Source organism: Streptomyces sp. NPDC002537, assembly GCF_053594975.1.
In genome coordinates, this window is the sequence record NZ_JBSFWT010000019.1 from 7,468 (window position 1) to 27,911 (window position 20,444).

The 20,444-nt window shown below is 67.0% G+C and carries 18 protein-coding genes; 12 read left to right on the top strand and 6 right to left on the bottom strand.

Annotated elements, in window-relative coordinates; translation table 11 throughout:
• From ACWD4A_RS11515 to ACWD4A_RS11525, 3 genes are all read right to left on the bottom strand, one after another.
• A partial coding sequence (locus ACWD4A_RS11515) for a GDSL-type esterase/lipase family protein (protein WP_451192423.1) occupies positions 1–1,113 on the bottom strand: 1,113 nt, incomplete at its 3' end.
• A gap of 196 nt (positions 1,114–1,309) precedes the next feature.
• Complete coding sequence (locus ACWD4A_RS11520; RefSeq protein ID WP_451192426.1) at positions 1,310–2,899, bottom strand: S1 family peptidase; 1,590 nt, start codon at positions 2,897–2,899, stop codon at positions 1,310–1,312.
• Between the two features lie 83 nt (positions 2,900–2,982).
• Positions 2,983–3,486 (bottom strand): hypothetical protein, encoded by a 504-nt coding sequence (locus ACWD4A_RS11525; RefSeq protein ID WP_451192429.1) that lies wholly within the window; start codon positions 3,484–3,486, stop codon positions 2,983–2,985.
• A gap of 504 nt (positions 3,487–3,990) precedes the next feature.
• Between ACWD4A_RS11525 and ACWD4A_RS11530 the strand changes: the two genes are divergently transcribed.
• Together ACWD4A_RS11530 and ACWD4A_RS11535 are read left to right on the top strand one after the other, a co-directional pair.
• Positions 3,991–7,410: a colicin E3/pyocin S6 family cytotoxin gene (locus tag ACWD4A_RS11530; RefSeq protein WP_451192611.1), complete on the top strand. Its 3,420-nt coding sequence runs from the start codon at positions 3,991–3,993 to the stop codon at positions 7,408–7,410.
• The gene (locus tag ACWD4A_RS11535) at positions 7,386–7,787 is read left to right on the top strand and encodes an SCO4402 family protein (protein ID WP_451192431.1); all 402 of its coding nucleotides are present in this window, start codon (positions 7,386–7,388) and stop codon (positions 7,785–7,787) included. Before ACWD4A_RS11530 ends, ACWD4A_RS11535 begins: the two co-directional genes overlap by 25 nt.
• Before the next feature lie 412 nt (positions 7,788–8,199).
• On the opposite strand, the gene ACWD4A_RS11540 is transcribed toward ACWD4A_RS11535, so the two are convergent.
• Entirely contained in the window at positions 8,200–8,706 is a 507-nt protein-coding gene (locus ACWD4A_RS11540; protein ID WP_451192433.1) for an ATP-binding protein, read from the bottom strand.
• A 284-nt stretch (positions 8,707–8,990) separates the two neighbouring features.
• On the opposite strand from ACWD4A_RS11540, the gene ACWD4A_RS11545 reads away from it, so the two are divergent.
• Positions 8,991–9,842 carry a helix-turn-helix domain-containing protein gene (locus tag ACWD4A_RS11545; protein ID WP_451192436.1) on the top strand — a complete coding sequence of 284 codons (852 nt, stop codon included), beginning with the start codon at positions 8,991–8,993 and terminating at the stop codon, positions 9,840–9,842.
• Between the two features lie 11 nt (positions 9,843–9,853).
• Entirely contained in the window at positions 9,854–10,045 is a 192-nt protein-coding gene (locus tag ACWD4A_RS11550; protein WP_451192439.1) for a hypothetical protein, read from the top strand.
• Between the two features lie 10 nt (positions 10,046–10,055).
• Here the strand turns inward: ACWD4A_RS11550 and ACWD4A_RS11555 are convergent, their stop codons facing one another.
• Positions 10,056–10,718, bottom strand: coding sequence for a DUF6875 domain-containing protein (locus ACWD4A_RS11555; RefSeq protein ID WP_451192442.1), 663 nt, complete (start codon positions 10,716–10,718; stop codon positions 10,056–10,058).
• A gap of 130 nt (positions 10,719–10,848) precedes the next feature.
• Positions 10,849–11,478 carry a LysE family translocator gene (locus tag ACWD4A_RS11560; RefSeq protein ID WP_451192444.1) on the bottom strand — a complete coding sequence of 210 codons (630 nt, stop codon included), beginning with the start codon at positions 11,476–11,478 and terminating at the stop codon, positions 10,849–10,851.
• Positions 11,479–11,733: 255 nt separating this feature from the next.
• Between ACWD4A_RS11560 and ACWD4A_RS11565 the strand changes: the two genes are divergently transcribed.
• The 8 genes from ACWD4A_RS11565 to ACWD4A_RS11600 all read left to right on the top strand — a co-directional run bounded on the left by ACWD4A_RS11565 (position 11,734) and on the right by ACWD4A_RS11600 (position 20,436).
• Positions 11,734–12,453, top strand: a complete 720-nt coding sequence (locus ACWD4A_RS11565; RefSeq protein ID WP_451192613.1) for a GntR family transcriptional regulator — start codon at positions 11,734–11,736, stop codon at positions 12,451–12,453.
• A 208-nt stretch (positions 12,454–12,661) separates the two neighbouring features.
• A complete protein-coding gene (locus ACWD4A_RS11570) occupies positions 12,662–13,672 on the top strand; it encodes a sugar ABC transporter substrate-binding protein (protein WP_451192446.1) in 1,011 nt (336 codons plus the stop codon).
• Positions 13,669–14,706 carry an ABC transporter permease gene (locus ACWD4A_RS11575; protein WP_451192449.1) on the top strand — a complete coding sequence of 346 codons (1,038 nt, stop codon included), beginning with the start codon at positions 13,669–13,671 and terminating at the stop codon, positions 14,704–14,706. The genes ACWD4A_RS11570 and ACWD4A_RS11575 overlap by 4 nt, the downstream gene beginning before the upstream one ends.
• Positions 14,707–15,495, top strand: coding sequence for an ATP-binding cassette domain-containing protein (locus ACWD4A_RS11580; RefSeq protein WP_451192452.1), 789 nt, complete (start codon positions 14,707–14,709; stop codon positions 15,493–15,495).
• 187 nt (positions 15,496–15,682) lie between these two features.
• Positions 15,683–16,801 carry an ROK family glucokinase gene (locus ACWD4A_RS11585; RefSeq protein WP_116214548.1) on the top strand — a complete coding sequence of 373 codons (1,119 nt, stop codon included), beginning with the start codon at positions 15,683–15,685 and terminating at the stop codon, positions 16,799–16,801.
• Between the two features lie 8 nt (positions 16,802–16,809).
• The gene (locus ACWD4A_RS11590) at positions 16,810–17,367 is read left to right on the top strand and encodes a hypothetical protein (RefSeq protein WP_451192455.1); all 558 of its coding nucleotides are present in this window, start codon (positions 16,810–16,812) and stop codon (positions 17,365–17,367) included.
• 349 nt (positions 17,368–17,716) lie between these two features.
• Positions 17,717–19,138: a family 2B encapsulin nanocompartment shell protein gene (locus tag ACWD4A_RS11595; RefSeq protein WP_451192457.1), complete on the top strand. Its 1,422-nt coding sequence runs from the start codon at positions 17,717–17,719 to the stop codon at positions 19,136–19,138.
• A 38-nt stretch (positions 19,139–19,176) separates the two neighbouring features.
• Positions 19,177–20,436, top strand: coding sequence for a family 2 encapsulin nanocompartment cargo protein terpene cyclase (locus ACWD4A_RS11600; RefSeq protein WP_451192460.1), 1,260 nt, complete (start codon positions 19,177–19,179; stop codon positions 20,434–20,436).
• The last annotated feature ends 8 nt before the right edge of the window (positions 20,437–20,444 follow it).

Here is a 20,444-nt window from a genome sequence, read left to right on the forward strand (position 1 = left end):
GAAGGTTCCTTGTTCGGTCCAGCCGCCGTGGCCGGTGCCGCCGTTGTTGATCCAGGCGTCGACTGAGCCGTTGTCGTGGACGACGAGGTAGTCGGCTTTGCCGTCGCCGTTGATGTCGGCGAAGCGGACCTTGTCGCCGGGCTGGCCGACGCCGGTGGCGAAGGTTCCTTGTTCGGTCCAGCCGCCGTGGCCGGTGCCGCCGTTGTTGATCCAGGCGTCGACTGAGCCGTTGTCGTGGACGACGAGGTAGTCGGCCTTGCCGTCGCCGTTGATGTCGACCCGGTAGTCACCAAGGGGCGTCTTGGGGATGGGAGGGGCGGGCTTGATGTCCACCCGTTGCCGGATCCAGCCGTCGGTGGCCACACGAGCCAGGCCACCGTAGAAGGCCTCTGCCATCTTGGCGTAACCGCTGTCCTTGGGGTGGAGATCGTCCGCGAGATCCTGCGTGGTGACCGCGCTCATGTCGACGTACCCGACATGGAAGCCCTTGCCCTGCCGCTCCGATACCAGCTGTGGCACCACGGCGTTGAATCGCTCGATACGTTTCTGGGTTCCGGTGTCTCCGGAGGGAACCAGGGAGGAGACCAGCACCGTCATGTCGGGGGCGGCTGATGTGATCTTGTCTATCAGGTCACCGAGACGCTGGGGAGCCGTGTCGACCTGGTAATTGTCGTGCATATCGTTGGTGCCTATGTGCAGCAGCACCACATTGGGCTTCGCCGCCGGCAGCCATCTGTCGATGTTGGCGGACAGTCCGCCGATCTTCCAGCCCCAGTGTCCCTCGTGATCGGGGTCGGGCAGTTTGCCGTTCCGCTGGGAACCCACGAAATCCAGGTTGTCCGTGTGCGGGGCCAACCGGTTCCACAGTTCGGCGCGGTAGCCGGACCCATTCGAGCTGCCGGCGCCATGGGTGATCGAGTCTCCCAGGGGCATGACGCTGAGCCGTGGCACCTTCCAGTTCTTGGAAACGGCCGCGGAGGCGACCACGGGGATCGGCTTCGGCCCGTCACCCTGTGGCAGTGCCGATTGATTGCCCACGGGGGCGAACGCGAGCTGCGCTCCGCCGGCGAGGGTTCCGGCAGTCAACAGGCCCGCTGTCAGTGCTGTGGTCAACGTTCGCGCGATGAACCTATGAGGTTGTCTCTTCAAAACAATGACTCTCTGTCACATATGCTTTTGGGGCGGCCCACATGGACCGCCCGACACTTCGATGTCACGGGCCGCGAACTCCGGCCCGAGGAGATGCGCCAGTCTCCTCGCGGGGCTCGCCGTGACCTGCTCGCGGCGAGCCCCACAGCCCTACTGCTGATCAGGGCTGCTTGAGGAGGTCCTTCTCTTCATGCGTGCCGTTGGCGTCCACGGCGGGGTACAGACTGACGTTGCCGTCGGACCATCGGACGAGGACGTCGCTGGGGCGGGCATTGGCGGAGAAGGCTCCGGCCGTGACCGACAGAGTGTTCCGCCACGCGGAATTCGCGGCGCGGAACTGGATCTCGTCGTGGAATGCCTTGGTGGTGTTGACACCCGGGAAGATGCTGGCCGAGCCGTTGGCCCAGCGAATCAGCAGATCGGCGGTCTCCTTGCCGGTGAATTCCCCAGCGCTGATCTGCTCGATGTAGGTCCCGGCCTGCATCGCCTTCTGCAGCTGCTTCTCCTGCTTGAGCCCGTTGGTGCCGAGGTCTTCGAAGAGCGATATGGAGCCGTCGACCCAGACGACAAGCAGGTCGTCCCGCAAGGAGTTGGCGGTGTACCTGCCGACCGTCATCAGCTTGGCGTACTTCACCCAGGTGTCGTTGGCGGGCCTGAGCTGCTCTTCCTTGCTGAACCCGTTCTGGTCGACATGGGAGAACCGCGTCACCTCACCTGTGCGCCAGCGGACGACCAGGCCGTCGGTACCGCTGCCTGTGAAGTTGCCGCCCGCGACGGACACGGCGTACTGCCATCCGCTTCCCGCGACCTTGTACTCGGCGGAGAAGGGATACTTCGGGTCGTTGTGGTCGGCGCCCTGGAAGATGCTGGCCGACCCGTCCTTCCAGGCGACGAACAGATCCATGTGCCGGCTGCCGCCGGGCGAGCCACCGGTGAAGTAGCCCGGGACCATGTGCTGTGCGTCGGTCCAGGTCTTCCCGCGGAGGAGGTCGCGGGAGGAAGTGGTCTGAATCCAGGTGGCGATATCGTCGACGCGGGTGTCGACGGCGTCGGTGCGGGTTTCCTTCTCGTCAGCGCCGAAGCAACCGCCCTGCCAGGACCGACTATTGATGCCAACCAGTTCGTAGCGGCCACCGATGTCCCGAAATGCGGGACCGCCGGTGTCACCCTGGCAGACAACCGCGCCGTCGGACTTGCCAGCAAGGCTGACCGTGGTGTCCTTCACGGCCCCCAGGGTGAACTTGGCGTAGTGCAGACGGTCAGGTACCCACTCGTCCTTGGTGCGACCGTAACCCGTGAGCCACAGCTCTTCGCCATTGATAGGGGCGTTGGAACCGAGGCTCGCGGGGGCGATACCAGCGACTGGCTTGGCCAGCTTGGCCATCACCAGGTCACGATCCTCGCGGGGGACGAGCTCCACGACGTCCACCACGCTGCCGGTCTCCCGGGTCAGGTCGGCTCGACCGACGGTGGCTGTGGTCTTCAGCTTTGGCGCACCTGCGGCGACCTTGAAGCCCTGTGTGGGGTCGTCGGCGAAGCAGCTTGCGGCCGTGATTAGCCACTGCTGCTCAACGAGCGCGGCTGAACAGCTTCGCTGGCCACCGATGTCGAGCTTCGCGGTGAACGTGTATGAGCCGTCCTTGGCGGTTGCGCCGACGACAGCATTCGCAGGGGCACCAGCCAGCAGGCCGGCTGCTACGGCGGACACCAGGAGGCCTATGCCTGTGGCGCGTGCACGTATGACGGACATGTCTTTCCACTTCTCATGAGTTCAGGGGCTGGTGAAGCCGTCTGGGTCACTGCAGATGCTGACAGCCTGGTATCAGGGGTCTGTCAGCCGTTGATGCGGAGCTCGACCAGGACCGTGGGAGCACCCGGCACAGGCGTACCTTCGCCGACTCCCTTGAAGCCGTTCTTCGGGACGTCGACAGTCTGTGTCTCCCCTTCGGCGATCAGCTTGGCCTGAACTGCGTAGTCCTCAGTCTTGATGTGAAAGGCTTCAGGTATCTCCAAGGCCAGATACCCGGACTTGCCATTACCGGTGACCTTGAAGCAGTACCTACCTGTCACGTTTTGGCGGGTCCCAACCACGATGTCCGAGGCAACCTTGCAGTTGACCAGGATGATGTGCCCATCGCCCTTGCGGAGGGTGATGCCCTGTTCCTTGAGGATCTTCTCCGCGTTCGGGTAATCGAACGTCTCCACAGCGGAGGGCAGGGTGGTCTCATCTGCAGCAACGGGAGCGGCTACGGCAACTCCGAAGGTGTAGGTCCCCGCAATCACTGAAGCCGCGCCAAGAACGCCGGCAAGGAGAATATTTCGCGCGCGAGATATCACCAGCAGTGCCTTTCAAGTCTGTCGAGTGATGGCCCGATCGCACGTAAGGATGCAATAAAGCCGATGCGCGGAAACCTATCACTTGCCTTGATTTTACACGCACTTGACCCACCGTCAGGGCGACTTTACTTGATCTTTGGTGGGCTACTGCCGGTAGCTCATGACATGGACACGCCTATGGTGGGCGGGTGGAGTGGCTTGCTGTGACGTCTCTCACGCCCCTGGGTCGGTCAATCCTGGTTAGGTTGGCGCCCCTGGCTGTCGATCGCGGTGGTTATGCTCACCACGCCGAAGTGCGGCAGATCGCAACAGTCAAGGAAGTGTCAAGTAGTGCAAGAAAACCTCTACTTGACGAGAGTAAAGCGAAGGCGGTCAGCTGGCGCGCGCGTTGCCAGTTCGATCCTCCTACCCTTTTCTCTCGTCGCGGGATTGCTTGGAGCAAGCCCCGCGTTCGCGGATGACAACACTCCTGCGAGTCCTATTCCAGCAACGGATCGTGGGCGAATAGTCCAGTTGTGGAAGTCAGGTGGTCCCGGCGTTAAGGCGGCGGCGGAAGTTGCGCTTTTGGGCACAGACGAGGATGTGCGCCGATTCCTGGGCAGCGAGAAGGACATCGTCGATCTGCACGACCAGCAGATCGTTCTGACCCGGTTGATCGAAGTCAGCGGCCGTGGGGTTCGCGAGGCGGCGTTGGCCGCATTGAACGGTGGCCCTGAGGAACTGCGTGCGTTCCTCAAGGGCGGCTGGAAGGCACCACTGGAGCAAGATCTCCGGGTACGCGTCACTCAAATCATGGGCGCAGGCGGACGTGGCATCCAGATGGCAGGCAAGGCCGCACTCGATGGTGGGCCGGAGCAGATCCGGAAGTTCCTCGAAGATGGTCAGTACACCGCTCGTGAGGCTGATGATCGGGTGGCCCTCACGCAGATCATGGGCAGAGGAGGCAAAGCCACCCAAGCAGCTGCCAGGGTCGCCATCGACGGCACCCCTGACGATGTACGCGAGTTCCTCGATGTGGGTCAGTACATTGCTCGTGCCCGAGACCAAGAACGCTCTTCTGTAGCGCAGTTGGCCGAACAGGCCAAGGCCGCGGGGGAACAGGCCAAGCGTGAGACAGACGCCTCCAAGGAGGCATCCGCGCGTGCAGTCGAGGCCTCGAAGCTGGCGAAGGAAGCTGCGCTGAAGGCTGCGAAGGAGACGCAGGAGGCCCGTAAGGACTCCAAGCGGGCCGCGAACGCCGCTGGCCGGGCGGCTGAGGCCGCCCGCGGTGCCGCGGCCGCAGCCCAGGAAGCCATTGGTGCGGCGCAGGCGGCGACCCGGTCGGCGCGGGTGGCAGCCGCTGCCGCTTCCCAGGCGGCAGCGGCGGCAGCTGGCGCAGCCGAGGCTGCATCACAAGCCAATGGTGCCGCGTCCGCGGCAGCCACCGACGCCAACCAGGCGGCCAACGCTCGCAAGGCAGCGGAGGTAGCCCGGGACGCGGCCAAAAACGCCAGGATGGCAGCTAAAGCCTCCGAACAGGCCGGATTGGCTGCTGAGGCCGCCATCGGTGCGGCCAAGTCCGCTGCGTCCGCAGGCGCGAACGCCGATGCCGCTGCAGATGCCGCGGGCGAGGCTAGTGATCTCGCCGACGCAGCTGGCATGCATTCGGATGAGGCGGCCGCAGCAGCAGCCTCGGCACGTCGCCACGCGCGCGAGGCTTCTCGTGCGGCGGATGCTGCGGAGTCACTGGCACGTGAGTCGGCGGATGCCGCCTACGAAGCACGTGACGCAGCAAACGGAGCGGCCGACCACGCGGAAAAGGCGGCGGCCTTCGCTGATGAGTCAGCTAAGCACGCGGGCGAGTCGGCCAAGGCAGCCGATGAGTCAAAAACCCACGCAGATGCAGCCAAGAGTGCAGCTGACGCCGCTTCGAAGGCTGTGGACACAGCCAAGAAGGTTTTCGGCCTGACCCGCAAGGCTGAGTCTAAAGAGCTCGAAATCCGTACCGCTGCCGGCATCCAGAAGGCCAAGGACCTCAAGGCCGCGGATGATGTCCGCAAAGACAAGGAAGCCGGGGCGGACAAGGAGGCCAAGGACCGCCAGGCCGAAGCAGTCCGTCTTGCGACCGAAGCCGCCAAGCCAGGCGCGGATGACAAGCAGATAGCGGCGGACGGCCGTCGACTCGCGGTCATCACGATGAAGACCTTGGCTCCCTGGAGTGGGGCTGCTGCCGAGGTGGCGCTGGCTGGCTCTGACAAGGCCGTTGCCGAATACGTTCGTACGGGTTGGAAGAAGGCAGCCGAGCAGGATGAACGCGCTCGCGTCGAGCGTCTGGCGGAGGAGCCCAGGTCGCCGGTCGTCCGCGAGGCAGCCAACAAGGCATTGGGTGGAGATGCCCAGCAGGTCCGTGCCTTCCTCGAGACCGGGGCGAACCAGGCTGCGGCAAACGACTATCGCGTCCGTGTCACCCAGGTAGTCTCCGATGGCGGGCGTGGTGTGAAGGAGGCGGGCACAGCCGCGCTCAAGAACAACAGCCCCGACAAGCTGGCCGCGTTCCTCACCGACGGGCAGTACACTGCCCGCGCGGCGGATGAAAAAGTCCAGGCAACTCAGCTGGTCGGCAATGGTGGACCGGAACTCAAGTCGGCGGCTCAGATCGCCCTCGAAGCTCCGCTGCAGCAGCTGCACCAGTTCATCGCGGTCGGCCAGTTCATGGCCAAACGCAAGGATCAGCTCGCTGCCACGCACACCGCAGACATCAAGCACCTGATCGCCGGTGCCGACGGAATCTCGGCCGAAGCTCAGAAGAATGCCGCTCTAGCCCAACACGTCGCAGCAATCGCAAAGAGGGCCTCAGACGAAGCCGACACCTGGGCCACGAGGGCCAGCGAATCTGCCGACCTGGCAAAGAAATTCGCCGCTGACGCTAACAGATCGGCAAACGAAGCCGAAGCTTCCGCTGTCGACGCCCGAGAGTCAGCGAAGGTAGCTCGCCAAGCGGAAGCCGACGCGATTCAGGCAGCAACGGAAGCCATCGAGTCGGCTACTCGTGCACAGGAATCTGCTGATTCAGCGCGAGCCTCCGCCAATGACGCTTGGACCTCTGCCACCCAGGCACGTGCCTCGGCCGATGCTGCTGGGAAGGATGCGGACGCCGCTGGCAAAGCCGCAGACGAAGCCTACAAGATCTCCGTCGCTAAGCAGCAACAAGAGTACGCGGCATGGCGAACGGCAGTGGATGCATGGGAGAAGGATTATGGTGAGGATGAAGAAGTCCGAGGCAAAGACGACGGCTGGATCCCCGACTGGCTGAAAGGCAAGATCGAATCAGCTGGTAGCGCGGTTAGCTCCTACGTCAGTTCGATCTTCGGCACCCCGGATATCTGGATTGGTGGCGCTGAAACGATTGCTGGCCTCATCCTCATAGGGGAAGGGGGAAGCACCATTGCTACAGGCGGCATGGTGTGTATCGTGACGGGCGGACTCGGTTGTGTTGTCGGCGCTCCAGCGGTTGCTGTTGGCGGTACGGCGATAGTCGGTGGCGCTGGGCTCATTGGCGATGGTGTCGGGCGTTTCGATAAAGGTCTCGGTAGGGCGTTCCGCAACGCTCAGGATAAGGGGGCTTCTGCAGGCAAGGGTGATGAGTGGCTAAGTCCGGATGCGCGCGAAAAGGTTCCGGATTCCCTCAAGAAATTTGAGGCACGTAATAGGAAGGGCGTGGGGATCCGCTGGAACGACGGAAAGGGTAACGGGGTTCGCATAGATAAAGGTGAATCAAGCAATCCTCAGGAATATCAGCAGGTCGATCACGTCGTCATCAATTCTGGGGGTAAAATTATCGGGAGAGACGGGAAGCCCATCGATGGATCGATCAAGCAAAACCCTCGAGATGCGCATATTCCGCTCGAAGAATGGCGCAAATGGAAGACATGGAATCAGCCGTGAACCCCAAGCCTAAGTCGGTTCAGCTCCCGGAGATGAGAGCAGAAGTGATTTCTGCAGTACGAGCGCTCTCGGATCTTGAGTATCAGAAAAGAGTTTGGATTGATCGACAGTATCCAAGTCCAGGGTACTTCGATGACTTCACCCTCAACGTGAACATCCTGGACGATGCCACGGTTCTTGATGCCCCCTATGCGACCATTGGGTTCACCCTGGCATCCGACGAAGAGGCGGGGGCAATGGCAGAGCTTGCGGCCCGTCTTGATGAAGTTCTCGATGCCGTTGGTGCCGAGAGCCCTGATGGCACTTTCCTGGCGTCGCCTTTGTGGGAGAAGGTAGTAGCAGCAGCCATGGGTGCCCTCGACGTGCTGACACGCTGAGGGGGCTTGGAGCGTAGCGCTGCCTAACGGCAGGCTCGTGTCTCGGTTCCGCGCCGATAGAAATTCGAGGTGCGGAGCCGAGAATATCTCCGATTCATGACGCCCCGTCGGATGCCAGCCGACAGAGCCGCTGCTCGCCGCGCTTCAGGGGACCATCGTGGTCCTGTAGGCGCTATTTGTCCAACTAAGGCCCTGCCAGAACAGATTCTGGCAGGGCCTTGCCGCGCAATAGCTGTAGCCTGGGCGGCGCATGGGCCCGGTCGGGCAATGCTCCGCCGATATCTCTGGGGGCGGAGCTGGGGCTGACGCTGACCGACGTAGCCGTCTGGCAGACACGGGGCGCAGCCTCGCACAGCTGCCGCTGGGAGCGCGGAAAGAAGCGGCTCGTCCAGCGGCAGTTGTACGGGATTCCTCAGCGGAGCTGCCGCGCGTAGGCGGCCGCTCCGGTCCGGGGGAGGTTGGCCCACACTCGGGTGCCTTCCGAGGCTGGGGCGGGGTCGGCGAAGCCCCAGGTGCCGTCGCATTCGCGGACTACGCAGGCGAGGAGCAGGAGCAGCCTCCTGCGGTGGGCGATGCAGACGGTGGTGGCGTCGGGGTCCGCGTGTGTACGGGGGTGGGGGTCCCAGACGACGGTGCGGAGGGATTCGTCCTCGCGCCATCCGAGTGAGATGTAGAGGGCCTGGCCCGGCGCGAAGAGCGAGGCTGCTGCGGTGAGTTCGCCGACGATCTGGAGTGCGGGGGCTTCGATCCCGTGGAGTCCGTGGGCGCGCAGTGAGGTGCGGGCGTTGTCCCGGGCGATGCCGGCGGCTTCGGGTCCGCCGGGCAGGGTGAAGCTGTAGGCGAGCTTCTCGGGCGCCAGCGGCGGACGCTCCGCCTTGGGCGCGGGCTGGGAGATGAGCGGGCAGAGGCCGACGGACATACGGCAGCTCCAGTGGTGGGGTGTTGTGGTGTGGGGGCGCGCGCGACGGACCGGTCCGGTGGCTTGTCTCCCTGAGCGCGAACGTGCCTCTCCCAGGGCAGGAGTCTGCGGGCATGCTCACGCCGATGCGCTTCCGGCTGGCGCCGTGCGTCAGTGGTGCGATACCGAAGGTAGCGAGGCTTGGGGCCAAATTTCGAGCCGATGGGCAAAATTGCCCTCGAAGGTGGATGGTGCGCGCCCGGAGGCGGCAGACTGCCGCCCATCACGATCACGAAGGGAAGCCCATGGCCGCGAGGACGTCCCCCACGGAACGCCAGAAGCGCGTAGGGTCCGAGCTGCACAAGATGCGTGTCGCGTCGGGCGTCAGTGCTGAATCCGTCGCCTCGCTCCTGGGCGTCGACCGCAGCAAGATTTCCAACATGGAGCGCGGACTGCGTCCCATCAGCGCCGATCGGCTGCGCAGTTGGGCTTGTCACTGTGACTGCTCCGACGAGGCGTACATCGCCGCGCTCGCCAAGCTGGCGCAGCCTGGTGGTATCGGATGGTGGGAGCGCTACCGGGGTGTTCTCCCCGGAGGACTCCTCGACATTGCTGAACTGGAAGCCCATGCCGCACGGTTGCGGACGGCGCACACTGTGCACATCCCTGGGCTGCTGCAAACCGTCGACCACGCTCGTGCCATCTTCGGGGTCGCCGTCCCGCCCCTGCCTGAACGCGAGTTTGAGCTAAGGATGGTTCATCGAGTGGAGCGGCAGCGGATTCTCATGCAGGAGAGTCCCCCGTCGTACCACTGCGTCGTGCATGAGGCGGCGCTCCGCATGCAATTCGGCGGCAGGGCTGTCGTGCGGGCTCAGCTCGACCACCTGATCCATATGTCGGAGCTCAGTCACATCACGCTGCGCGTGTTGCCCGTGGCGAGCGGAGCCTTCCCGGGCTCGGGACAGACGCTGGTGTATGCGGAGGGAGCCGTACCGGCCCTCGACACCGTTCAGATCGACAGCACGCACGGCCCGGTATTCGTCTATGGCGAAGCGCAACTGTCCAAGTATCGTGATCAATTGGACTGGATGGAGCGGCTCGCCTTGGAGCCGGCGGCGTCACGTCAGTTCATTCACGACATTGCTCGACAAGTCTGAGGAACTAACCCATGACCGAGATCACCTGGGAAGCCCCGTTCTGCGCTGAGGCCAGCGCGTGCTTCCGCATAGGCACCGACAGCGTCGGCAACGCCTACATCGCCATCAGCGGCGCCGAGGAGCACTACCTCACCGACACCCGCGAAGCGCTTCGTACCCTCATCCGGGACATCAAGGCCGGCAAAGCGGACCACCTCCTGTAGCGGCACAGCTTCAGCCAACGCTCGGTCCCTGCCCCAGCTCCCGCCGTGCCAGCGCCAGTTCACCCCGCGCCCGTTCCCGTGTCGCCGCGCTCGCCGCCCCCTGGTGTTCGAGAAAAGCCGCCACAAAGCCCGCCCGCCGCGCAGCCGGATACCGTCGCTCCGTCAGGAACGGCAGGTCGTTGGCGACCATGCTGCGCGCCACCAGCAGGGGAGTGTCGCTGTGCAGCGGCCGGAACGCCGGGTTGTGCAGGCCCGGGCCCGGGTGGCCCGGGAAGAATTCGCCCAGCATCATCCCGTCCCCGACGAACTCCGGTTTGAGGCGGTCGTGGACGCGGACCACGACGTTCTCCGGCAGCCCCGGCAGTACCAGCACGATTGTCTTGTCGATCGCGTGCGGGCCACCGCGCGGCTCCATGGTCAGCCAGTGCGCCTTCAACGCCAGCGCGGCAGCTTCCAACCCGGCCTCGTCCGTGACCGGCGGAGTGGCCAGGGCGAAGCGGATCAGGCCCAGGCGCCGGGAGAGCGGGACGAACGGGCAGACCGCGCCGCGGCGGCCGAGGTCGGGGTGGGGGCGGGCCACGTGTCCGGAGACCCAGTCGGCCACGGGGCGGAGGTGGGCGTCGGTGGCCGCCTGCCGCTCGTCGTACAGCTGGATGCGCGTGAGGTCGTTCATGGTTCGGTTCCCCCGTAGGCAAGGTGTCGCGTACACACGAAAACGGGCCCGGCCGGGGGAGTGGTTGAGCCGGGCGGGAAAGTTCGTTCGGTCATGGCGGGTACCGGGCTTTCATCGGGGTGAGGGTGGTCTACGCCACCAGGGCGGAGCCGAACTCGACGAGCAGTAAGGCGGAGGCCGCCAGCAGCAGTACGCCGGAGCCGCCCAGCAGCAGCCGGTAGCCGCGGGTGCCGATGCGGTGGCGGGCGCGCGAGACGACGAGGGCGAGCGCCGCCTTGCTGCCGACGAGCAGCCCGTAGAAGCCGAGGAGGAAGCCGCCCGCGCCCGGCGGGCTGTCCCGCCAGGCCGCCACCAGCAGCGGCGCCCCCGTCGTCAGCCAGAACACCCACGGGTGCGGGCTCAGCAGATTGATCAGTACGCCTTGGTGCAGCGTCCGCCGGCCTTCGGCCCGGACCGCGTCGGGCTCCCTCGCCGCCGGGATCTCGGCGGTACGGGACTCGCGGATCGTCGACGCGGCCAGCCAGGCCAGGAACAACCCGCCGACCACCCCGCCCGCCGAGACCGCGCGCCCCGGCAGTACGGACAGCACCGTCACCGACAGGACGATCACCGGCAGATCAGTGAGCAGCGGTACCGCCGCCACCCGCAGGCCCACGCCCAGCCCGCCGCGCAGCGTCCCGGACAGCACCAGGGCGAGGAGCGGGCCCGGACTGATGCCCGCGCTGAAGCCCAGCGCCACTCCGAGAGCCAGCTCTTCCATGACCTCGCCATCCCCTCACATCAGACATGACAGGAGTACATGCGAAATCAGTGCATATGCACTGACATCTACGGTGGCATCCGCAGTGCACAAGACGCGAGCCGTCGCCACGGAGTTGACGGCGGGGTCACCCGTACCGGTAATGAAGGAGCCGGGTTCCGCTCATGTCCGGACAACCTGACCTCCGAACTTTCCGTCATCCGGTCCCCCGGCTACGCTCCCACCGTGGCGACCCATCGACCCCTCCAGTTCAGCCTGGACCGCAGCAGCCCCGTACCGCTCTACTACCAGCTGTCCCAGCAGCTGGAGGCGGCGATCGAGCAGGGCGCGCTCGCCCCCGGCAGCCTCCTCGGCAACGAGATCGACCTCGCCGCCCGGCTGGGGCTGTCCCGGCCCACCGTCCGCCAGGCCATCCAGTCGCTGGTGGACAAGGGTCTGCTCGTGCGCCGCCGGGGCGTCGGTACCCAGGTGGTGCACAGCCAGGTCAAGCGGCCCCTGGAGCTGAGCAGCCTCTACGACGACCTGGAGGCCGCCGGGCAGCAGCCCGCCACCCGGGTGCTGCGGTACCTCGTCGAGCCCGCCACGGCGCGGGTGGCGGTCGCCCTCGGGGTCGCCGAGGGTGCCGACGTCGTCCTCGTCGAGCGGCTCCGCCTCGCACACGGCGAGCCCATGGCCCACCTGCGCAACCACCTCCCCATAGGCCTGCTCGACCTCGACGGCGAGCAGCTCGCCGAGACCGGCCTCTACCGGCTGATCCGCGCGGCGGGCATCACCCTGCACAGCGCCCGGCAGACGGTCGGCGCCCGCGCGGCCACCGCGGAGGAGGGCATCCGGCTGACGGAGCCCGAGGGCGCTCCGCTGCTCACCATGGAGCGGACGACGTACGACGACACCGGGCGCGCGGTGGAGTTCGGCTCCCATGTCTACCGGGCCTCCCGCTACGCCTTCGACTTCCAGCTCCTGGTGCGCCCTTAGAGGTACGTCAGCCCGTCAGAATGTTCGGACAAAGTCTTGACGCGGTGTGGCGTCCGCCACTAGAACTCCACCCACATGCAGCAGCCCCGTACGGTCCCGCGGAAGCCCCGGCGGACAACGGTGACGGATGGTGACGGATACTTGGGCGGTTGGGCCCGTACGACGGGGTCCGGCCGCACCGTGAAAGACAGTGGAAGGGCAACTCCTCGTGGCAAGGGTTCGGACAGGCGTACGTGCGGTGAGCGCCGTGCTGGCAGCGGTGCTCGGCGCCACCCTGGCGGGGTGCAGCAGTACCGGCGGGAAGCGCGCGGAGGAGCGGGCGGCCAAGGCCTCCCAGGGGCGCGCCAATGTCGACACGCCCCGCTGGACTTTCGCGATGGTCACCCACTCGGGTGATGGCGACACATTCTGGGACATCGTCCAGAGCGGCGCCAAGCAGGCGGCCGCCAAGGACAACATCAAGTTCCTCTACGCGCACGACGTCGAGGGGAACAAGCAGGCCCAGAACGTCCAGGCCATGATCGACCAGAAGGTCGACGGCCTGATCGTCACGCTCGCCAAGCCCGACGCCATGAAGGACGTCGTGGCCAAGGCGCAGAAGGCCGGCATCCCGGTGATCACCGTGAACTCGGGCTCCGACAAGTCCAAGGAGTTCGGGGCGCTCACCCACATCGGCCAGGACGAGACCATCGCGGGCGAGGCCGTCGGCGAGGAGCTCAACAAGCGCGGGAAGAAGAAGGCGGTCTGCGTCCTGCACGAGCAGGGCAACGTCGGCCACGAGCAGCGCTGCGCCGGCGTGAAGAAGTCCTTCAAGGGCGATCTGCAGAACCTCTACGTCGAGGGCACCAACATGCCCAACGTGCAGTCCTCCATCGAGGCGAAGCTGCAGTCCGACAAGGACATCGACGCCGTCGTCACGCTCGGCGCGCCCTTCGCGCCCACCGCCGTCAAGGCCGCCCAGCAGGCCGGCAGCAAGGCGGAGGTCGACACCTTCGACCTCAACGCCAAGGTCGCCGAGTCCCTGCAGGACGGCTCGCTCGGCTTCGCCGTCGACCAGGACCCGTACCTCCAGGGCTACGAGGCGGTCGACCTGCTCTGGCTCTACCGGTACAACCGCGACATGCTGGGCGGCGGCCGCCCGGTCCTGACCGGCCCGCAGATCGTCACCAAGGACGACGCCAAGACCCTCGCCGAGTTCACGAAGCGGGGCACCCGATGAGCGCGGCCACCACGGCGGAGGCCGACGAGCGCCTGGTGCGCCAGGGTTATCTGCGCCGCATGATGGGCCGGCCCGAGCTCGGTGCGGTCGTCGGCGCGGCGGCGGTCTTCCTCTTCTTCTCGTTCGTCGCCGACAGCTTCCTGCAGGCGTCCAGCCTGTCCACCGTGCTCTACGCGTCCTCGACGATCGGCATCATGGCGGTGCCGGTGGCGCTGCTGATGATCGGCGGCGAGTTCGACCTGTCGACCGGTGTGATGGTGACCAGCTCCGCGCTGATCTCCTCGATGTTCAGCTACCAGATGACGGCCAACGTCTGGGTCGGCGTCGCGGTGTCCCTGCTGGTCACCCTGGGTATCGGCTTCTTCAACGGCTTTATGCTCACCCGCACCAAGCTGCCCAGCTTCATCATCACGCTGGGTACCTTCCTGATGCTCACGGGCCTCAACCTGGGCTTCACCAAGCTCATCAGCGGCACCGTCTCCACCAAGACCATCGGCGACATGGAGGGCTTCGACTCCGCCCGCGCGGTCTTCGCCTCGCACCTGTCGATCGGCGACGTCGACCTCCAGGTCACCATCCTGTGGTGGTTCGCCCTGGTGGCCCTGGCCACCTGGGTGCTGCTGCGCACCCGCGTCGGCAACTGGATCTTCGCGGTCGGCGGCGGCTCCGACGCGGCCCGCGCGGTCGGCGTCCCGGTCAACAAGACCAAGATCGGCCTCTATATGGGCGTCGCCTTCTGCGCCTGGATCTCCGGCCAGCACCTGCTGATGTCGTACGACGTGGTGCAGTCCGGCGAGGGCGTCGGCAACGAGTTCCTCTACATCATCGCCGCCGTCATCGGCGGCTGCCTGATGACCGGCGGCTACGGATCGGCCATCGGGTCCGCCGTCGGCGCGTTCATCTTCGGCATGACCAGCAAGGGCATCGTCTACGCCCAGTGGAACCCGGACTGGTTCAAGTTCTTCCTGGGCGCGATGCTGCTGCTGGCGACGCTGCTGAACGCGTGGGTCCGTAAGCGTGCGGAGGCGAAGTAAGTGACCGCGTTGGTCGAGCTGACGGACGTCAGCAAGTTCTACGGGAACATCCGCGCCCTCGAAGGGGTCTCCCTGGAGGTGCACGCGGGCGAGATCACCTGCGTCCTCGGGGACAACGGCGCCGGCAAGTCCACCCTCATCAAGATCATCGCGGGGCTGCACCAGCACGACGCGGGCACCTTCGCGATCGACGGCGAGGAGACCCGGCTGAGCTCGCCCCGCGAGGCCCTGGACCGCGGCATCGCCACCGTCTACCAGGACCTCGCCGTGGTGCCGCTGATGCCGGTCTGGCGGAACTTCTTCCTCGGCTCCGAGCCGACGAAGGGCACCGGGCCCTTCAAGCGGCTCGACGTCGCGAAGATGCGCGAGACCACCCGGGCGGAGCTGCTGCGCATGGGCATCGACCTGCGCGACGTCGACCAGCCCATCGGGACGCTGTCGGGCGGCGAGCGGCAGTGCGTCGCCATCGCGCGCGCGGTCCACTTCGGCGCCAAGGTCCTCGTCCTGGACGAGCCGACCGCCGCGCTCGGCGTCAAGCAGTCGGGTGTGGTGCTGAAGTACGTGGCCGCGGCGCGCGACGCCGGGCTGGGCGTGGTGCTGATCACGCACAACCCGCACCACGCATATCTGGTCGGTGACCGGTTCGTCCTGCTGAAGCGGGGAGCGATGGCCGGGAGCCACGCCAAATCGGAGATCGCGCTCGACGAGCTGACCCGGCAGATGGCGGGCGGCAGCGAGCTCGATCAGCTCAGCCATGAGCTGGAGCGGGCCACGTCGGGCGAGGCCTGAGCCCCGAGGCTCCCGGGGCCCCCGGTGGGGCGGGGCCCGGACCCCGCGATGCGGTACCCGGCGCCTCCGTGAGGCACAATCGCAGCGACCGTATCCGATGGAGGCCCGGCCTCCCGAGACCAGCGCAGGGACACCGACTCGTGCGAGCACGCCCCCGTACCGCCAGGCCCCACGCAGTGGAGGCACGATGAGCATGTACCGCGAGCTCCACAGAGGTGCGGCCAGAGCGACCGTGCTGCGCACGGTGGGCACCCGGGAGCGCCGCTCGCACCTGACCGCGCCCCGCGTCCCCACGGTCGGCATCGACATCGGCGGCACCAAGGTGATGGCGGGCGTCGTCGACGCCGACGGCACCATCCTGGAGAAGATCCGCACCGAGACGCCGGACAAGTCCAAGAGCCCCAAGGTCGTCGAGGACACCATCACCGAGCTGGTCCTGGACCTCTCCGACCGGCACGACGTGCACGCCGTCGGCATCGGCGCCGCGGGCTGGGTCGACGCCGACCGCAACCGCGTCCTGTTCGCCCCCCACCTCTCCTGGCGCAACGAGCCGCTGCGCGACCGCCTCGCGGGCCGCCTCGCCGTCCCCGTCATGGTCGACAACGACGCCAACACCGCCGCCTGGGCGGAGTGGCGCTTCGGCGCGGGCCGCGGCGAGGACCACCTGGTGATGATCACCCTCGGCACCGGCATCGGCGGCGCCATCCTGGAGGACGGGCAGGTCAAGCGGGGCAAGTACGGGGTCGCGGGCGAGTTCGGCCATATGCAGGTCGTGCCCGGCGGCCACCGCTGCCCCTGCGGCAACCGCGGCTGCTGGGAGCAGTACAGCTCCGGCAACGCCCTCGTCCGCGAGGCCCGCGAGCTGGCCGCCGCCGAGTCCCCGGTCGCGTACGGCATCATCGACCGCGTCGGCGGCAACATCTCCGAGATCACCGGCCCGCTCATCACCGAGCTGGCCCGCTCCGGCGACGCCATGTGCGTCGAGCTGCTCCAGGACATCGGCCAGTGGCTGGGCGTGGGCATCGCCAACCTCGCCGCCGCCCTCGACCCGTCCTGCTTCGTCATCGGCGGTGGCGTCAGCGCCGCCGACGACCTGCTGATCGGCCCCGCCCGGGACGCCTTCCGCCGCCACCTCACCGGCCGCGGCTACCGCCCCGAGGCCCGTATCGTCAAGGCCCAGCTCGGGCCCGAGGCGGGCATGGTCGGCGCCGCCGACCTGGCCCGGCTCGTCGCCCGCCGCTTCCGCCGTGCCAACCGCCGCCGCGTCGAGCGGTACGAGCGCTACGCACAGGCCGGCCGCGGGTGACGGCCACCATGGAACTCCCCGAGCGCACCGCGACGCCGGACGGGCCGGAACGGCCGTCCGGCGGCCGCCGCTGGCTCAAGGCCGTCATCGTCTTCCTGCTCATCGCCATCCCCGCCGGCTACCTCTACATCTCCGCGATGCAGAGCCGCGGCGGCAGCGAGTCCAAGAAGGAGCAGGCCGCCCGGACCGGGCTGGAGGAGGGCTGGCCGTCCCAGCTCCAGCGCCGCATCTACGAGGTGATGGTGCCGTCCGGCGCCGAGAACGTGGCCAGCTACGAGAGCAACTCGTGGAAGTCCAGCTCGCTGTACCTGCAGTTCACCACCACCCGCGAGAAGTTCGCGAAGTGGCTGACCGACGTCGGCACCAGCGCCTCCGCGCTCAAGAACGGCGAGGTCACCATCGACGACGACCAGGCGGCGGAGGTCGGCTGGAAGTTCGGCGCCGGACACCGCTGGGCGGGCACGGTCAAGGAGCAGGACAAGCCCAAGCCGTCGCTGGAGATCACGGCAAACCTGGACAACCCGGACTATCCTCAGGTGTTCGTCGTCTCGACGACCACCCCTTGATCCGATTGATCCGCCCTTTCCGTATCGCCGGATGACGCGGAAAGGGCGTCCGGCCCTTCCAGGGCCGTGACTTGACGTTACGTCAGGGCAGCCGCCAAGCGCTTCGGCGACTTCTTCGCGCAGTGCGCGGCTTCGCGCTCACCATCGCCGAACTGGCCAGTGCCGAACCCAAGTTCCTCGCATGGCTGACCCGGCCCGCCGACCCCATCGGGTGCGGCAGGCGCGCCTGCGGCACCCGCCTGTCACGATGCGCTACGAATTGATGCGGAACGTGATTACGCCTGGTCTCGGGAGAAGTCGGTCCCGCCGGAGTCAGGCGGGTCAACTCATGAATCGGGAGAGGTAGTCGATGGCTGTCGAGACACGCCCGTCAGAGTCCGCGAACGCGCAGGAACAAGCACAGGAGCAGCTCAGCCTCAGCACCGCGGCGGCGCGGAACCTCGCGACCACCACCAAGTCCGAACCGCAGATGCAGGGGATCAGCTCGCGGTGGCTGCTGCGGAAGCTGCCGTGGGTCGATGTTCCCGGCGGCTCCTACCGGGTGAACCGGCGCCTGTCGTTCACGGTCGGGGACGGGAAGGTGACGTTCGAGAAGAACGGGTCCAGGGTCCGTGTCATCCCTGCGGAGCTGGCCGAACTGCCGTTGCTGCGGGGGTTCGACGACAGAGCGGCGCTGGGGGCGCTGGCCGACAAGTTCGTGCAAAAGGAGTTCGACCCCGGTCAGGTCATCGTGCAGCAGGGCCGGAAGGCCGATCACGTCTTCCTGATCGTGCACGGCAAGGTCGAACAGGTGCAGCCCGCGAAGTACGAGGGCGAGGCCATCGTGGGCCGGCTGTCGGACGGCGACAGTTTCGGCGGCGGTGTGCTGGCGGGGGCGGACGGAAAGTGGGACTTCACGACCCGTGCGGTGACCGCGACCACGGTGCTGGCGCTGCCGCACAGCGCGTACAAGGCCGTCGCCGGCCAGCACGAGGCGCTGCGGTCGCACGTCCAGCAGCTCAGTGCCGATGCGCGGAGGCCGACGAACAAGGCCGGTGAGGCCGCGATCGAGTTCCTGTCCGGCCACGAGGGCGAACCGACGCTGCCGACCACGTTCGTGGACTACGAACTCGATCCGCGCGAGTACGAGTTGAGTGTGGCGCAGACCGTGCTGAAGGTGCACAGCCGGGTCGCGGACCTCTACAACCAGCCGATGAACCAGACGCAGCAGCAGTTGCGGCTGACCATCGAGGCGCTGCGCGAGCGTCAGGAGAAGGAGCTGGTCAACAATCCCGAATTCGGGCTGCTCAACAATGCCGACTTCGACCAGCGCATCCCCACCCATTCCGGCCCGCCCACCCCGGACGACCTCGACGACCTGCTGAGCATGCGCCGTGGGACCAGGTACATCTTCGCCCACCCACGGGCCATCGCCGCCTTCGGCAAGGAGTGCAACAAGCGTGGCATCTCCCTCAGCAGCGCCGACGTCGACGGTCACCACATCCCCGCGTGGCGCGGCGTGCCCATCCTGCCGTGCGGCAAGATCCCGATCTCGGAACAGCACACCTCGTCGATCATCGCCATGCGCACCGGCGAGGACAACGAGGGCGTCATCGGTCTCCACCAGACCGGTCTGCCCGACGAGGTCGAGCCCGGACTCAACGTCCGGTTCATGGGGATCGACGAGAAGGCGATCATCTCCTACCTCGTCAGCACCTACTACTCCGCGGCCGTCCTCGTCCCGGACGCGATCGGCGTCCTCGAGAACGTCGAGGTACGACCGCGTGACTGAGCATCCGGTCGTCCGGCGGGTGAAGGAGGGCTGAAACGATGTCGTCGCTGTCCCGGGCGCTCGCCGCCCCCACCACCCCCGAGATGGCGAGCCTGGTGAGCGCCCTGCTCGCCGACCCGGCGCGTCCCGGGAAACGGAATCCGCCCGCCTCGCCGCCGGAGCCGGTGGCCGCGCGGCTCACCACCCCGGTGAAGGAGGCGGCGGTGTGGCTGCCCGGCGGCCCGACCGGCCTGGGCACATCGGCGGCCACAGCGCTCCTTCCCCCGCCCGCGGACCACGACCCGTCCGACCCCGACCCCGACCCCGCCCCCGCGACCCCGCCACGCGCCGGTGACCCGGTTCCGGGCCTGTACTGCCCGCCCGCCGTGCCGGCCGACCCGGCCAAGGTCGCCGAGGTGGACCGGCGGCTTGAAGCCTGGGCCCATGAACTCGCCCTGTTTCCCCCTGAATGGGCGGGGGACTTCGCCGGATTCCAGGTCGGCCGTGCGGTCGTCCTGCAGCACCCGGCGGCGGCCGACCTGGAGCGCCTCGTCGCCGCGGGCAAACTGCTGGTCGCGGAGAACGTCGTCGACGACTGCTACTGCGAGGACTACGGCGGATCCCCCATCGGCCTGGGGGGCCGCCTCATCATCGCGCAGAGCGCCCTGGACCCCCTGCACACCGCGGACGGCTACCAGCAGCAGTGGCACGAGGGGCTGGGCGCGGACGCTTCGCTGCGCTCCTACGCCGACGCGATCCGCACCTTCCGGGACATCGCCAGCCCCAGCCAGGTCACCCGGTTCATCCACGACATGGCCCGCCTGCACCTGGGATATCTCGCCGAAGGCGCCTGGGCACAGACCCGCACCACCCCACCGGTGTGGCAGTACCTGGTGATGCGCCAGTTCAACAACTTCCGCCCCTGCCTGTCCATCGTGGACGCCGTGGACGGCTACGAACTGCCCGAGCCGCTCTACTCCCGCCCCGAGGTCCAGCGCGTCACCGCGCTGGCCTGCAACGCCACCACGCTCGTCAACGACCTGTACTCCTTCACCAAGGAGATGGCCGTCGACGAGCAGCACCTGAACCTCCCTGTGGTGATCGCCGCCGAGGAGGGCCGCGGCCTGAGGAACGCCTACCTGAAGGCCGTCGAGATCCACAACGAGATCATGCACGCCTTCGAGGACGAGTCCTCCGTCCTGGCCGCCGGGAACCCGCTCCTGGCCCGTTACACCACCGGCCTGGCCGCCTGGGTCGCCGGCAACCACGAATGGCACCACACCAACACCCACCGCTACTCCCTGCCCAACTACTGGTGAGAGAAGGC